General features: G+C 65.1%; 17 protein-coding genes. 13 read left to right on the top strand and 4 right to left on the bottom strand.

The genetic code is table 11. The annotated features are described in order from the left end of the window. Window positions 1–15 precede the first annotated feature (15 nt). The 7 genes from B3B04_RS13865 (at window position 16) to B3B04_RS13835 (ending at window position 6723) form a co-directional block, all read left to right on the top strand. Entirely contained in the window at window positions 16–2337 is a 2322-nt protein-coding gene (locus B3B04_RS13865; protein WP_292043717.1) for a hybrid sensor histidine kinase/response regulator, read from the top strand. A 101-nt stretch (window positions 2338–2438) separates the two neighbouring features. Further along, a complete protein-coding gene (locus tag B3B04_RS13860; RefSeq protein ID WP_292043715.1) occupies window positions 2439–2939 on the top strand; it encodes a hypothetical protein in 501 nt (166 codons plus the stop codon). After that, window positions 2890–4080: a DNA-packaging protein gene (locus B3B04_RS13855; protein ID WP_292043713.1), complete on the top strand. Its 1191-nt coding sequence runs from the start codon at window positions 2890–2892 to the stop codon at window positions 4078–4080. Before B3B04_RS13860 ends, B3B04_RS13855 begins: the two co-directional genes overlap by 50 nt. A gap of 216 nt (window positions 4081–4296) precedes the next feature. Further along, the gene (locus B3B04_RS13850; RefSeq protein WP_292043712.1) at window positions 4297–5463 is read left to right on the top strand and encodes a phage portal protein; all 1167 of its coding nucleotides are present in this window, start codon (window positions 4297–4299) and stop codon (window positions 5461–5463) included. Next, window positions 5460–5690 carry a hypothetical protein gene (locus tag B3B04_RS13845; protein WP_292043711.1) on the top strand — a complete coding sequence of 77 codons (231 nt, stop codon included), beginning with the start codon at window positions 5460–5462 and terminating at the stop codon, window positions 5688–5690. Before B3B04_RS13850 ends, B3B04_RS13845 begins: the two co-directional genes overlap by 4 nt. A 71-nt stretch (window positions 5691–5761) precedes the next feature. Continuing rightward, window positions 5762–6154 carry an HK97 family phage prohead protease gene (locus B3B04_RS13840; protein ID WP_313443557.1) on the top strand — a complete coding sequence of 131 codons (393 nt, stop codon included), beginning with the start codon at window positions 5762–5764 and terminating at the stop codon, window positions 6152–6154. Window positions 6155–6201: 47 nt separating this feature from the next. After that, entirely contained in the window at window positions 6202–6723 is a 522-nt protein-coding gene (locus B3B04_RS13835) for a hypothetical protein (protein ID WP_292043710.1), read from the top strand. Here the strand turns inward: B3B04_RS13835 and B3B04_RS13830 are convergent. The 4 genes from B3B04_RS13830 to B3B04_RS13815 form a co-directional block, all read right to left on the bottom strand. After that, complete coding sequence (locus tag B3B04_RS13830; protein WP_292043708.1) at window positions 6701–7525, bottom strand: enhanced serine sensitivity protein SseB C-terminal domain-containing protein; 825 nt, start codon at window positions 7523–7525, stop codon at window positions 6701–6703. The genes B3B04_RS13835 and B3B04_RS13830 overlap by 23 nt on opposite strands. 53 nt (window positions 7526–7578) lie before the next feature. Then, a complete protein-coding gene (locus B3B04_RS13825; RefSeq protein WP_292043748.1) occupies window positions 7579–8382 on the bottom strand; it encodes an SseB family protein in 804 nt (267 codons plus the stop codon). 70 nt (window positions 8383–8452) lie between these two features. Continuing rightward, the gene (locus tag B3B04_RS13820; RefSeq protein ID WP_292043706.1) at window positions 8453–8842 is read right to left on the bottom strand and encodes an acyl-CoA thioesterase; all 390 of its coding nucleotides are present in this window, start codon (window positions 8840–8842) and stop codon (window positions 8453–8455) included. 204 nt (window positions 8843–9046) lie between these two features. Continuing rightward, window positions 9047–10435: a M20/M25/M40 family metallo-hydrolase gene (locus B3B04_RS13815; RefSeq protein WP_292043704.1), complete on the bottom strand. Its 1389-nt coding sequence runs from the start codon at window positions 10433–10435 to the stop codon at window positions 9047–9049. A 137-nt stretch (window positions 10436–10572) separates the two neighbouring features. Between B3B04_RS13815 and B3B04_RS13810 the strand changes: the two genes are divergently transcribed. The 6 genes from B3B04_RS13810 to B3B04_RS13785 all read left to right on the top strand — a co-directional run bounded on the left by B3B04_RS13810 (window position 10573) and on the right by B3B04_RS13785 (window position 13518). Continuing rightward, window positions 10573–11799 (top strand): phage major capsid protein, encoded by a 1227-nt coding sequence (locus tag B3B04_RS13810; RefSeq protein WP_292043702.1) that lies wholly within the window; start codon window positions 10573–10575, stop codon window positions 11797–11799. 366 nt (window positions 11800–12165) lie between these two features. Continuing rightward, window positions 12166–12414 carry a head-tail connector protein gene (locus tag B3B04_RS13805; RefSeq protein ID WP_292043746.1) on the top strand — a complete coding sequence of 83 codons (249 nt, stop codon included), beginning with the start codon at window positions 12166–12168 and terminating at the stop codon, window positions 12412–12414. A gap of 14 nt (window positions 12415–12428) precedes the next feature. Next, window positions 12429–12710: a phage head-tail adapter protein gene (locus B3B04_RS13800; RefSeq protein ID WP_292043701.1), complete on the top strand. Its 282-nt coding sequence runs from the start codon at window positions 12429–12431 to the stop codon at window positions 12708–12710. Then, entirely contained in the window at window positions 12707–12871 is a 165-nt protein-coding gene (locus tag B3B04_RS13795) for a hypothetical protein (protein WP_292043700.1), read from the top strand. The genes B3B04_RS13800 and B3B04_RS13795 overlap by 4 nt, the downstream gene beginning before the upstream one ends. After that, entirely contained in the window at window positions 12862–13107 is a 246-nt protein-coding gene (gene gp17, locus B3B04_RS13790) for a tail completion protein gp17 (RefSeq protein ID WP_292043699.1), read from the top strand. Before B3B04_RS13795 ends, gp17 begins: the two co-directional genes overlap by 10 nt. Beyond that, complete coding sequence (locus tag B3B04_RS13785; RefSeq protein ID WP_292043698.1) at window positions 13108–13518, top strand: phage major tail protein, TP901-1 family; 411 nt, start codon at window positions 13108–13110, stop codon at window positions 13516–13518. Window positions 13519–13654 lie beyond the last annotated feature (136 nt).

Here is a 13654-nt window from a genome sequence, read left to right as displayed (position 1 = left end):
GTGGGGGGAGCGGGCTTGGACGGATCAAGCACACATACACAGGGTACGTCGCGCGAGCGCCTGACGGCGGGGTGGCCGCCGGTCCAAGCCGAGAATTGGTTTGTTCATCTGGAAACGCTGGGCGAGATGCTGTTGCAGGCCGAGCCCCGCGTGGTCTTGATGCCGACCGACCAGCAAATGGAAGTCTGCATGGCCGTGAAGGCCAGTATGCAGGCGGCTCCCGACGAGATTTTATACGGCGAGGTGCTGAAGGACAGTCCCTATCCGGTTTGGGCCAGCACACCTGTTTATCATAATGGTCAGCGGTGCGGCGCGATGGTGCTGCTGGCACCCGAGGGGCGGCCAGCACCGAACGACACCGAGCGCGGCTTGATACGGCAGCTGGCCAAGGTGGCAGGCGATCTGGCCGCCGGAGAGGCTGCCGAGCGCCGTGTCGCCGAGCGCGACGACATGCTGGACATGATCGAAGAAATGTCCGGCGTGGGCTGGTGGCGGGTGAACAAGGCCGACAACAGCTCGGTCTGGTCCAAGCGGGTGTTCGAAATCCACGGTCTGGACCCCGAGCAGGGGCCTGTGGCGGTGGCCGAGGGCTTTGACTATTACGACGCATCCGAACTGAACCAGGTCACCCGGGGCATCGAGCGCGGACTGAAGACGGGCGAGGGCTATTCGCTGCGTATGCACCTGACGCGTCCGGACAAGGAGCGCCGGATTGTGGTGAGCCGTTCGGCAGCGGTGAAGAATGCCGCGGGTGAATACATCGGCATGTTCGGGGTGTTCAGGGACATTACCGACGAAGAGGCGCTGTTGAACAAACTGCGTCGCAATGAAGCGCGGTATCGTCTGTTGGCCGAGAACGTCAGTGACGTGATCACACGCGTCAAGATGGACGGGTCGAGCAAATATATCTCGCCGGCGATCAAATCCATGTTGGGATGGACGCTCGAAGAGATGAGCGGTCAGTCGACGGACTATGTCTACCGAGAAGACCGTCCGGCGGTTCTGGCCGCGATCCAGAAGGCGGTCAAAACCGGAAAGCCGACGCGGTTGGAACACCGGGCGGTACACCGCGACGGCCGTGTGATCTGGGTGGAGTGCACGTTCAAGGCTGTACGCGACGATGCGGGACAGCTGGACGATGTCGTGGTGGTGATCCGCGATGCCAGCCAGCGCAAGGCGCTGGAACGCGAGGTAATCGAGGCCAAGGAGCGCGCCGAGAGCGCGGTGCAGGCCAAGAGCGAGTTTCTGGCCAATATGAGCCATGAGCTTCGTACGCCTTTGACCAGCGTCATCGGCTTTTCGGGGCTGTTGCAGCAGTCGACATCCCTGCCAGAGAACGAGCGGGTCTATGTGGACCGGATTGCTACGGCGTCGGAAGTGCTGCTGGGGGTGATCAACGACATTCTCGACTACTCGAAGCTGGAGGCCGGAGAACTGGAGTTCGAGGTCGAGCCGTTCGATGTGCGTCGCATGTTTGGCAAGGCGGCCGATCTGGTGGAAAGCCAGTGCGAGGAGCGCGGGCTGGGACTGAGCTTCGAGGTCGATCCGGCGGTGCCGCAGAAGCTGGCGGGGGCCGCGTCGCGATTGCGTCAGGTGACGCTGAACCTGCTGGGCAATGCCGTGAAATTCACGCCTGAGGGCCGTGTCGGGTTGAGGATCGGAGGGAGCCCGACGCAAGATGGCTGGAACCTGCGTGTAGAGGTCAGCGATACCGGAATCGGGATTGCGCCCGAGAAGCGCGATATGATTTTCCGGCGTTTCCAGCAGGCCGATAGTTCGACCACGCGGGTCTATGGCGGGACCGGCCTGGGACTGGCTATTTCGCGACATCTGGTCGAGCGTCAAGGTGGCCGGATCGGCGTAGACAGCGAACAAGGTCGCGGGTCGGTGTTCTGGTTCGAGATTCCGATGCCGGTCGTAGCCATAGGTCATGAGGACGCGCAGCAGGAGGCGGTGTCTTCGGCACTGGTAGGCCGTGTGCTAGTGGCGGACGATGCGGCACCTAATCGCGAACTGATGGGTGCAATCCTGAGCCAGTTCGGGGTGGAAGTGGTGACTGTCGCGGACGGTGCCGAGGCGGTGGAAGCAGTGAAGCGCGACACCTATGATCTGGTGCTGATGGATATGCACATGCCGGTGATGGACGGGCTGTCGGCGACGCAGGCGATCCGCGCTTGGGAAACGGAGCGTGGCCTGAGAACACCTGTGCTGGCATTGACGGCCAATGTGCTGGTCGAGCAGGTGGAAAAATGCTTGCAGGCGGGAATGGACGGGCATCTGGCCAAGCCGGTGCAGGTGCCGGAGCTGGCCGAGGCCTTGGGGCAGTGGCTGGGATAGGAAAATGGGCCCTCGCAATGCGGGGGGCTTTTTCTTTTGGAGAGCGCATTGGGGCGCGGCAATCCAAGAAAAAATAAGGGATTGGGGCGGTGGGGCGGTGATTGTCTCGCCCGTGGACGCTGATGCCCTATGGTTTGGGTATGGCGGGAAATGGGGCATCGGGCGGCGGGCCAGGCACTGGCAATGTGGTTCAGCAGTGGCTGGATCAGGTGTTCGGGCAGTTGCAGGCGCTGGTGGATGGCGCGGTGGAAGTGCTGGTGCAGGCTGAGCTGCCCAAGGATGTAGCGGAAGCCGAGAAGCGGGCGCGGGCGGTGGGCGTGATTGCGCGCACGGCCAAGGCGGTGGCGGCGCTGCAAGCTTCGGCGAGGAAGGTTTCGGGAGATGCGGAGGATGATTTGGCTGGATCGGGTGAAGTGATCGATGAGGCCGAGGAACAACGGCTGCGCGCTGAGCTCTTCGCTCGCGTCGATCGCCTTTTCGAGGTTGCCGAACAGAAGGGATATGGCCCACGAGGCGATCCTTTCATTGCAGAGCGAGGCGCTGGCGAAACTGTTGCGGGCGACACCGGTGGTGCGGCCCGAACAGGTGGCGGATCCGGCTGAGACCGGATGGCGGACCTGGGTGCTGCTGGGCGGGCGCGGGTCGGGCAAGACGTTTGCGGGCGGGTTCTGGATCAACGAGCTGGCGCGGCGCGGGGCGATGAGTTTTGCGCTGGTGGGGCCGGCGTTTCACGATGTGCGCGAGGTGATGATCGAGGGGCCGTCGGGGCTTAGGGCGTTGGCGGGGCCGGATAATCGTCCACGTTGGGAGGCTAGTCGTCGGCGGCTGGTGTGGCCCTCTGGGGCGGCGGCGTACGGGTTTTCGGCGGAGGACCCTGACAGTCTGCGCGGGCCGCAGTTTCATGCGGCGTGGGCGGACGAGTTCTGTGCGTGGAGAGAGCCGGAAAAGGTTCTGAGCAATCTGCGCTTTGGATTGCGATTGGGGGACGATCCCAAGCTGGCGATCACGACGACGCCGAGGCCGATTGCGGCGCTAAGGCGGTTGCTGGCCGAGACGGGCGTGGTGACGAGCCGCCTGAGCACCAAGGATAATGAGGCCAATCTGGCCCCCGGTTTCCTGAGCCATCTGCGGGCGCTTTATGCGGGAACGCGGTTGGAGGCGCAGGAGATGGAGGGGCTGATTGTCGAGGCCGATGGCGCTCTGTTTCGCGCGGAGGACTTGGCGCGGGCGCGCGGGAATGTGCCGGTGCGGTTGGAGCGCGTGGTGGTGGCGGTTGATCCGCCGGTGACAGCGCATGGCGATGCCTGCGGGATTGTGGTGTGCGGGCGTCGGGACGGTCGGGCCTATGTGCTGGCGGATCGGTCGGTGCGTGGGCTGTCGCCTGTGGGCTGGGCCAAGGCGGCGGTGAAGGCAGCCAGCGATTACGAGGCGCAGTTGGTGCTGGCCGAGGCCAATCAGGGCGGCGAGATGGTGCGGACCCTGATTGCGCAGGTCGGCGGCGAGGTGCCGATCAAACTGGTGCATGCGACGCGGTCAAAGAAGGCGCGGGCGGAGCCGGTGGCGGCTTTGTACGAGCAGGGCAGGGTGGTGCACTGCGGGGAGTTTCCGGCGCTGGAAGAAGAGCTGATGGCGATGGGGAGCGGGCATCAGGGGCATAGTCCGGACCGGGCAGATGCCTTGGTGTGGGCGGTGACGGATTTGTTGCTGGCGGGGCGTGTGCAGCCGAGGTTGCGGGCTCTTTGATACTTGGGCCGCGATCGTCGGCCCTTTGGGACCTCCCGACCCGACGCGGCCTGTTGCCCCCCTCCGTCATGGCGAGGCCATGACACCTCCCCCGCAGGGCAGGGGAGGAGGTTTGAAGTTGTGTCAGAGGCTTCTGGTCTAGGCCGAGCAAAACAGGCCGTGTCGGGTCGAGAAGGCGGAGCCTTCTGACCGCGGCCAAACTAAAAAGGAAAATCTATGGATTTTTGGCGGGCTTTGGGCTGGCGCGGCGAGGCTGTGCGTGAGGAGAAGGCGAGCCGGGTGGGGGCGTTGCTGGCGGTGTCGGGTGTGGGGCAGCCACGGTGGACGCCGAGGGATTATGCGCATCTGGCGAGGGAGGGGTTTGGCAAGAACCCGGTGGCCTATCGCTGTGTGCGGATGATTGCGGAGGCGGCGGCGTCTTGTCCGTTCAAGGTGATGCTCGGGGGTGTGCGCGATGATGCGCATCCGCTGGCGAGGCTATTGGACAAGCCCAATCTCGAGCAGTCGCGGGCGGAGCTGATGGAGGGGCTTTATGCGTCGCTCCAGACCGCGGGGAACGGCTATCTGGAGGCGTCGGGAGATGCGGACGGGGATGGTGCGCCGGACCAGTTGTGGGGTTTGCGGCCCGACCGGATGAGGGTGGTTCCGGGGGCGGATGGCTGGCCTGTGGGGTATGATTATTCGGTGGGCACAAGGAGTGTGCGGATCGGGCGACACAGCGATGGCTGGTCGCCCGTTTTGCATCTGAAGCTCTATCACCCGACCGATGACCACTATGGGTTTTCCCCGCTAGAGGCGGCAGCGTTTGCCATTGATGTGCACAATGCGTCGGGGGCCTGGAACAAGGCGCTGCTGGATAATGCGGCGAGGCCCAGCGGGGCGCTGGTTTACGGTAGCCGTGATGGGGAGCGGCTGACGGGCGAGCAGTTCGATGCGCTGAAGGCGGAGCTGTCGGAGGCGCATGCGGGGGCGCGGAATGCAGGGCGTCCGTTGTTGCTGGAGGGCGGGCTGGACTGGAAGCCGATGAGCCTGAGCCCGAGCGAGATGGACTTTATCGCGGGCAAGCATGCGGCGGCGCGGGAGATTGCGCTGGCGTTCGGGGTGCCGCCGCAGCTGCTGGGGGTGCCGGGGGATAGCACCTACGCCAACTATCGCGAGGCCAATGGGGCCTTCTGGCGCGGGACGGTGGTGCCGCTGGTAAGGAAGGCAGCAGGGGCGATGACGGGCTGGCTTGGGGGGCGGTTTGCGGACTGTCGGATTGAGGCGGATCTGGATGCGGTTCCGGCGTTGCAGGGCGAGCGTGATGCGCTGTGGGCGCGGGTAGATGCGGCGTCGTTCCTGAGCGCGGACGAGAAGCGGAAGATGGCGGGGATTACTTCATGACCACGATCAGGAAGATACCGGTCGCACTGGTTGTGGCGTTGGTGGTGCAGACCATTGGCGGGCTGGTTTGGGCTGGCGGGGCGGCGGCGCGGATTTCGGCGCTGGAGGGTCAGGTAGCCGAGCAGGCGCTGGTGGCGGAGCGGCTGGCGCGGCTGGAGGCGCAGGGCGAGGCGATGCGGGCGTCGCTGGACCGGATCGAGCGGCAGTTGGAGGGGCGAAAGGCGTGACGAATGGTGTGAAGTTAGCCCCCTCCACCACTTCGTGGTCCCCCTCTCCCGTGGACGGGGGAGGAGTGAGAGTGGAAGGCTATGCATCGTTGTGGGGGGTGGCGGATCTGAATGGCGATGTGGTGCATCGCGGGGCGTTTGCGGACAGTCTGGCCAAGACGGGGCCGGAGGGTGTTCGGATGCTGTGGCAGCATGACGGGCGCGAGGTGATCGGGCGCTGGGAGCGGATTTGCGAGGACGAGCGCGGACTGTTTGTCGAGGGCGTGATCGGGGATTGGTCCGGTCAGGCAAGGATGGCGCAGGCGGTGTGTAAGGCCGGTGCGGTGGATGGGTTGTCTATCGGTTTTCGTGCGGCGAAGGCCCGCAAGCAAGGGCGCTTGCGGGTGTTGAGTGGTGTGGCGCTGTGGGAGGTGTCGGTGGTGACATTTCCGGCCTGTCCGGGGGCGAGATTGCGTTTGGCTTAGCCGTGTGCGGCCTATTAGCGTGGCCGCGTAGAGGTATGGAGGCGGTGATGCGTGTATGGAACGGAATGGCTGCTGCGGGTGTCATGCTGGCGGCGTGCGGGGAGCAGGCGGCGGTACCGCATGTGCCGGAACCTGCGCCGGAGCCGGTTTCGATACCCGAGACACTAAATGAGTGGTCGGTTGCGTCTGGTCGTTATCCCGCACTGACCTATTCGCCCAAGGGGCAGGTCGAGTTTTTGATCGGGTGCGAAGAGGCGACGATCAAGGTGGCGACGCGGGCTTTCGAGCCAGTGCAGGCGTGGCCGCAACCGCGATTGGAACTGGTTGTTGGCGAGCTGCGGTATTCCGTGGTGCCGGATGCGCGGAACATCGCCAATCGGGTGCAGTTGGAAATCGGTTTCGAGAACTCGCGGGAGTTTCTGGACGGGATGGAACGGGCCGGAAGCGTGCAGGTGCAGTTTAACGGCGGGACCAAGACCTACGAACTGGATACAGATGTGGCTGACCGGTGGTTGGCAGCCTGTCGGGAGGCGGCCCCGCCGTGGATCAGTGGACCGAACGCGGGATGAGGCGGATGCCGTGGCCTTCGTCTTCGTCGGGGGAATTGTAGGTGACGTCCATGGGCAGGCCGGTCTCCTCGATCACAGGGTAGAGGTGGCCGAGCAGGGGCTGGATGTCGGACGGTTGCAGGTCGCTGCGGATGTCGACGTACCACGCGTATTTGTCTTCGGTAGGCCAATGGGCGAGGGCGAGCCAAGCCTCGGAGATGCGGGGCTCACGGGACAGGGCGTCCTGAAGGGCGGCGATCAGCTCGGTGGGCTCACGCTCGGGCGTGCCAAGCTGGATTGTGGTGTCTTCGGAAATGGTGCGGGATTTGGGCACTCCGAGCAGGTCGGCGATGGCCGAGGCGCTGAAGTGGACGCTGGCGTCGAGGCCCGGATTGATCCACGCACCCGTGGCGGCGACCATTTCTAGCAGGTCGCGGCCAGAAAGGCTGATGTAGCCGTATTGGGTGCCGTAAACCTCGGCGATGCGTTCTCGCGCAGTGAAGACGGGGACGGCGGTGCCACCGTCTGGCGTGTTGACGTGGAGCAGGCGGACCGAGCGCTGGGCGTCAGTGTCGGCCAGATTGTCGTCATGGGCGTCGGGTGTCGGAGTATAGAGGCTTTCGGTCAGTAGGGCTTCGGTGAAGCCGCGGCGGGCCTGAGGGTCCGACATGGCGTAGGCGAGGCGCGCCTCGAGCATGTTGAGCGGTTGGAAGCGGTCTTGCGAGGTGTGCTCGGGCGCATCGGGCGCGGGTGCGGCGGTGGCCGGCGTGTCGTCTGACGCGGAAGAGAAGAGTTTGCCGAGGCTGCCGAAGAGCTTTTTCATGGGGCAAGAGTGAACAGGCCTGAGAGCGGCAGGCAAGCTGAGCCTTAGGAAAATCAGCTGTTTAGATAATTTTTGGACGCGAGCAGGCGTAGCCCTGTGCCATCGGTGGTCTTGGCCGGGCTGAAGCGGACATAGAGGGGCAGGCCCGTAGCGAGAGCGACGGTGTGTGCGTTGTGCAGATGTGGGCGCAAGGTGCGGTGGTCGAGGTCTGTGTGGATATCGAACTGCCAGCGACGCGGTTGGTCGGGCGTGGTGTCGAGGGCGAGCCATAGGGCGGTGAGGCCGGTGATGGGTGCCAGGGCCGTCTCGATGGCGTCGATTAGTTCGGCGGGCGCGACGGTGGGGCGACCGACGGGGCCGGAAGTGCCGGGAGCCAGTGTCCAGTCGAAGGGGCGGGACAGGAGGTCGGCGACGTCCTGCGCGGTCCAGTCGGTTTGGTGGAAGGTGGCGGGGTTGAGGACAGCGCCCTCGGTGGCGAACAGCTGCAGCATCTGGCGGGCATGAAGGGCGTAGCTGCCGACATCGGGGCCGAAGGCGGTGGCGATGCGATCTCTGGCCGTAAAGAGGGCGGGCAGGGACTGGCCGTCCTTGGTGTCGGATTTGAGCAGGCCCATGGCGCGGACCTCGCCGAGGGTAAAGGCGCGGTCGGTCGGTTTGGGGTGGGGCGTGGCGGCGTAAAGCGGGCTGTCGAGCAGGGCGGTGAGAAAGGTTTCGCGGCGGGGCGCGGTGGTGGCCTTGGTGAGCAGAGCCTCAAGGCTGTTCAGCGGCTTGAAGGCAGCCTTGGTGGCGTGCGGCGCGGTGCGGCCCCGGCCGGAGCCGAAGAGGCGGGAAAGCGGACGCGACAGACCAAGATACATGGTCTGCACGCTGGGTCAGCTGTACGTGCAGAGCAAGCGAGGCCGTTATTAATTCCGGCTTTTGGCCTGATCAGAGGGCGACAAGAGCGCGGAAGGCGTCACTGAGCGGGGTGGATTGGCCGTCGACGGCGCGGACGTAGGTCAGGGTGATTTCGGTCAGCAGCTCGCCAGCGCGGGTGATGGTGAAGCGCAGCTGGAAGCTGGAGGTGCCCAGACGAACGGGTTCGATGGCGCAGTCGATCAGATCATCGTAGCGGGCGGGCGACTTGAAGCTGATGTGGGCGTCGACGACGTAAAGTTCGAGGAAGTCGGGGACAGTAAGGCCGTCGCGGCCGAGATGGCGGAAATATTCGGTGCCCGCGACGTCTGCGTAGAGGAGGTAGTTGGGGTTGAAGACCACGCCTTGGGCGTCGACTTCGGCCCAGCGGACGCGGAGTTGGTGGGTGTAGGGTTGGGTCATTTCGGCTCTGGCTGGGTGGCTGGGCGAGGGGGCGGGAGCGTGTTTGATGTGCCCCCTCCACCACTTCGTGGTCCCTCTCCCCCGCGGGCGGGGGAGGAGGGGTTCAGGCGGCGTCGGGTCGAAAAGGCGGAGCCTTTTGATCGTCGCCCACTCATAAAGCCGCGTCGGGTCGAGAAGGCGGAGCCTTCTGATCGCGGCCCACTTTTAGTCAGCCATGGCTTTGAGGAGGGTTTCCCAGTGGGTGAGGCCGGTGGGGAGGGCGTGGAGCGGCAAGCGCTCGTTCAGGCCGTGGGAGAAGCTGTCTTCGCGGCGCATGAAGACGCTGCCGACGCCATAGGACGGGATGCCCAGTGCGCGGAAATGCATGGAGTCAGTGGCACCGGCGGACATGGACGGGACGATCTGGATGCCCGGATAGGTGGCGTGGACGGCGGCGGTAACGGCTTGGACCACATCATCGCGCAGCGGCGAGGACGGGGCGGCGATGGTGCCGGTGTCGAGCAGGTCGACCTTGATGGTCGGGTCGCCGACGATGTCCTGCAGCTGTTCGCGGATGGATTCCATCGAGACGCCCGGCAGAATGCGGCAGTTGACGGTGGCCTGGGCCTGTTGTGGCAGGGCGTTGGCGGCGTGGCCGCCCTTGATCATGGTGGTGGTGCAGGTGGTGCGGATGGTGCCGGTGAAGCCGCCGTCTGCCGTCAGGGTGGCGATGGCGGCTTGGTCTTGGTCGTTGGCGACGAGGGCGCGCATGGCGGCGGCGATCTCGGGCTTGGCAGTTTGGGCGGCGGCGGTGAAATAGCCGCGCGTGATGTCATCGAGGCTGACCGGGAACTGGTAGGCGTTCAGCTTTTGCAGGCCGGCGGTCAGGCGATAGATCGGGTTGCCGGGTGTGGGGCGGGACGAATGGCCGCCAGCGTCGGTGACGGTGAGGGTGTAGTCCGCGTAGGTCTTTTCGGAGCCTTGCAGGGAATAGACGGTGGGGTTGTGGTCGCTGTCGAGCGAGCCGCCGCCGCCGTCGCCGTTCAGGACCAGTTCGATGTCTTTGTGTTTCTGGGCGAGGTGGCGGGTGGTGGCCATGCCGGTTTCCTCATCGCCGGAGAAGGCGAGGATGAGGGTGCGTTTCGGCTGCCAGCCTTCTTGCTTCAGCTTGATGATCGTCGCCATGATGATGGAGATGCCGGCCTTGTTGTCGACCGAGCCGCGACCGAAGATGTAGCCGTTTTCGATCACGGGAGTGAACGGGTCACGCTCCCAGTCGGCGGGGTCGGCTGCGACGACATCCATGTGGCCGAGGATGGCGATGGGTTTCAGCGACGGGTCGCTGCCCTGCCATGTGGCGGTGAAGGCGGCGGTGTCGCCGATAGGCTCGATCTCGATGGCCGAGGTGGGGAAGCCCGCGGCGACGAGCTGATCCTTGAGGAAGTTGGCGTATTGAGGGGTCTGGTTGGGGCCGAACTCGCCCGTTTTGACGGTGCGGAAGGTGATGGCGCGCGACAGGAGCTCTAGCGCGGCATCGGCAGACTGGGCGTGGGAGACAGCGGGCGCGGCAAGCAGCAGGGCGGCGGCGCAGGCGGTGGATTTCAGGAACGACATGGATACCCCCTCAGGTAAGAACTGAGCGGGACTATGGAACGGTGTTTTCGGTTTGTCGCGGTGGAAAAGCGATGATCCGACAGGCGGCGGTTGCAGCCGCCACATTAATCCGCGTGGGGCGGGTCTCAGGAGAGAGCATGAAAGAAGTGAAAACCGTGTCGGGTTCGCCCGAGGCGCGCGAAGTCGTGCGCGAAATGATGGTGGCGTTCGAGGCGTTCAAGGATGCCAATGACGAGCGTGTGGCACAGATCGAGAAGAAGGCGGCGGCTGATACGCTGTTGGAGGAGAAGGTCGCGCGTATCGATCAGGCGGTGGCGGCGGCGCAGGCGCGTCTGGACCGTCTGGCCGGTGGGGCACGTCGTCCTGTTTTGGGTGAGGGTGGCGAGATGGTGTCGTCTGCGCCCGAGGCCAAGGCGGCGTTTGACGGCTATCTGAAGACGGGCTCAGTCGCTGGTCTGGAAGTGAAGGCAGGGCTGTCGTCGGGTGCGTCGTCGGGTGGCTATGTGGTTCCGCCGGAGACGGAGCGGGCGATCGAGCGCCGTCTGATGGCGGTGTCGCCGATGCGCGAGATTGCGTCTGTGCGCACGGTGGCCGGTGGTGTGTTCAAGAAGCCGGTCTCGACGGCGGGTGTGGCTGCGGGTTGGGTGGCCGAGACGGATGCGCGTCCGGAGACGGATCCGGCGACGCTGGCGCTGTTGGAGTTTCCGGCGGCGGACCTTTACGCCAATCCGGCGGCGACGCAGGCGCTGTTGGATGACGCCATGGTCGATCTGGACGAGTGGCTGGCGGGCGAGGTCGAGGATGCCTTTGCCGCGCAGGAAACCTCTGCATTTGTGACGGGCAATGGCACCAATAAGCCCAAGGGTTTCCTGGCTTATGAGACGGTGGCGGAGGCCAGCCATGTGTGGGGTAAGGTTGGCTATGTGGCCAGCGGTGCCGCGGGCGGTTTTGCCGAGGCCTCACCGGCGGACAAGCTGATCGATCTGATCTATGCGCCCAAGGCCCAGTATCGTGCCAATGGACGCTTTGTGATGAACCGCAAGACGCTGTCAGCGATGCGTAAGCTGAAGGACGGGGACGGTAACTATATCTGGCAGCCGGCTCAGCGTCTGGGCGAGGTGTCGTCGGTGATGGGCTATCCGGTGACCGAGATCGAGACCATGCCGGACATCGCGGCCGGTTCGCTGTCGATCGCGTTTGGTGACTTCCAGCGCGGTTATCTGATCGTGGACCGTGCGGGGGTGCGTGTGCTGCGTGATCCGTTCACCGCCAAGCCTTATGTGCTGTTCTATACGACCAAGCGTGTGGGCGGTGGCATCCAGAGCTTTGATGCAATCAAGGTGATGAAGTTCGCGGCGTCCTAGGCCGCGTCGGGTCGAGAAGGCGCAGCCTTCTGACCGCGGCCCACTTAAGTTATGTGCCCTAGCGCAAATGCCGCGGGCATTTGCTGCTTGAGGGTGCCCGCCGGAGGCGGGAGGCCGCGTCGGGTCGAGAAGGCGTAAGCCTTCTGACCGCGGCCAAGTAGCAAGCCGCGTCGGGTCGGGAGGTCCCGTAAGGGCCGACGAGCGCGGCTAAGCGTAAAGTGATGACAGAGGGCGGTCCGAGGGGGCCGCCCTTTGTCGTTGTGGCTGTGGCCAAGCAAACAAGCCGCGTCGGGTCGGGAGGTCCCGTAAGGGCCGACGAGCGCGGCTCAATGAACAAAGGAGGATGCCTATGGCAGCCGTGGTGACCTGGCGGAGGCCAGGGTGTTTTTGAGAGTGGAGCATGGGGCGGAGGATGGGTTGATCCAAACGCTGATCGATGCGGCCAAGGCGAGGGTGGAGGGAGAGGTGGGGCTGAGCCTGACTTCGACCTCGCCGGCACCGCTGAGGTTGGCGGTGCTGATGCTGGTGCTGCGGGCCTATGAGCGCGGGGTGGCGGCGATGGATGTGAGTACGATTGAGGCGTGGATTGCGCCTTATCGGGTGGTGCGCCTTTGAGAGTCTTGGCGGGGTTGTTCCGGCCTGTCGAGACGGTGACGGCGCAGGGCGGTCGGGCCGTTTTCTACGAGGCGATGGGGCAGGTCTGGCTGAAGGCGGTGGTGCGGCGTCGCAGGGAGACAGGCGAGGCGGGGGCTGTGGTCGTGGTGGAAACCCTGAAGGCCGAGGTGCGGGCTGATCCGAGGCTGGAGGAGGGTTTGTGTCTGAGGTTTTCGGGGGCGGACTGGAAGCTGGTGGTTCTGGATCAGGTGTCGAAGGCTGGCTGGATGGTGCTGGAACTGGAGCGGGTGCGATGAGCGATGTCGCGGGCGTTTTGGTGAAGGCGGTGGTGGCGGCGCTGGCGGTGGATGAGGCTGTGAAGGCGCTGCTGGGTGATCCGGTCAGAGTGTTTGATGTGCCGCCGAAGGGGCGGTTGCGCCCTATCTGCTGGTCGGGCGGGGCGTCGAGGTGCCGCTGAATGCCGATGGGGGCGGGGCGGAGGTGTCGCTGTCGTTGAGCGTGGTGAGCCGGTTTTCAGGGCAGGAGGAGGCGCGGGCTGTGGTGGCGGCGGTGCGGTCAGCTCTGGATGGGTTGGCGGTGTCGGATGATGGCGTGACGGGCTGTGTGCGGGTGCGCGGGGCCGACGTTTTTGCGGGTGGTGACGGGCGCGGGGCCTATGGGGTCTTGCGTCTTCGAGCGGTGATGGAGGGATAGATGGCGGTGCAGAGCGGGCGCGACATGCTGCTGAAGATTGCGGGCAGCGGAGGGGCTTTTGTGACGGTGGCGGGGCTGAGGGCGCGGACGATTTCGCTGAATGCGCGGACGGTGGACGTGACCGATGGCGACAGTGCGGGGCGCTGGCGCGAGCTGCTGGCCGGGGCGGGTGTGAAGTCTGCGGCGGTGAGCGGGCAGGGGATTTTCAGGGATGCGGCATCGGATGCGCTGATCCGCGAGGCTTTCTTTGAGCAGTCGGCCAAGAGGTGGCAGCTGGTGGTGCCGGACTTTGGCGTGCTGGAGGGGCCGTTTCTGGTGAGCGCGCTGGAATATGCGGGCGAGCATGAGGGCGAGGCGAGTTTCGCGCTGTCGCTGGCCAGTGCCGGCGCGGTGGAGTTTAGCGCCCTATGAATGGTGTGAGAGGCGAGGTTTGTGTTGAACTGGCGGGGGCGCGGCGAAGGCTGTGTTTGACGCTGGGGGCGCTTGGCGGAGATGGAGTCGGGCCTCGAGGTTGCGGGCATGGAGGCGCTGGCCGAGCGGGTGGCGC

The sequence above is a fragment of the Brevundimonas sp. UBA5713 genome (assembly GCF_002419815.1).
In the GTDB taxonomy this organism is placed as follows: Bacteria; Pseudomonadota; Alphaproteobacteria; order Caulobacterales; family Caulobacteraceae; genus Brevundimonas.
Note: the sequence above shows the minus strand (reverse complement) of the source record. Positions and strands in the feature narration are given on the sequence as shown.

What these genes read in the sequence shown, in the direction of transcription:
- B3B04_RS13850 (WP_292043712.1), top strand. Translation starts at nt 4,297, where the DNA reads ATGGATTTTTGGCGGGCTTTGGGCTGGCGCGGCGAGGCTGTGCGTGAG.
- B3B04_RS13845 (WP_292043711.1), top strand. Translation starts at nt 5,460, where the DNA reads ATGACCACGATCAGGAAGATACCGGTCGCACTGGTTGTGGCGTTGGTG.
- B3B04_RS13835 (WP_292043710.1), top strand. Translation starts at nt 6,202, where the DNA reads ATGCGTGTATGGAACGGAATGGCTGCTGCGGGTGTCATGCTGGCGGCG.
- B3B04_RS13830 (WP_292043708.1), bottom strand. Translation starts at nt 7,525, where the DNA reads ATGAAAAAGCTCTTCGGCAGCCTCGGCAAACTCTTCTCTTCCGCGTCA.
- B3B04_RS13825 (WP_292043748.1), bottom strand. Translation starts at nt 8,382, where the DNA reads ATGTATCTTGGTCTGTCGCGTCCGCTTTCCCGCCTCTTCGGCTCCGGC.
- B3B04_RS13820 (WP_292043706.1), bottom strand. Translation starts at nt 8,842, where the DNA reads ATGACCCAACCCTACACCCACCAACTCCGCGTCCGCTGGGCCGAAGTC.
- B3B04_RS13815 (WP_292043704.1), bottom strand. Translation starts at nt 10,435, where the DNA reads ATGTCGTTCCTGAAATCCACCGCCTGCGCCGCCGCCCTGCTGCTTGCC.
- B3B04_RS13810 (WP_292043702.1), top strand. Translation starts at nt 10,573, where the DNA reads ATGAAAGAAGTGAAAACCGTGTCGGGTTCGCCCGAGGCGCGCGAAGTC.
- B3B04_RS13795 (WP_292043700.1), top strand. Translation starts at nt 12,707, where the DNA reads ATGAGCGATGTCGCGGGCGTTTTGGTGAAGGCGGTGGTGGCGGCGCTG.
- B3B04_RS13785 (WP_292043698.1), top strand. Translation starts at nt 13,108, where the DNA reads ATGGCGGTGCAGAGCGGGCGCGACATGCTGCTGAAGATTGCGGGCAGC.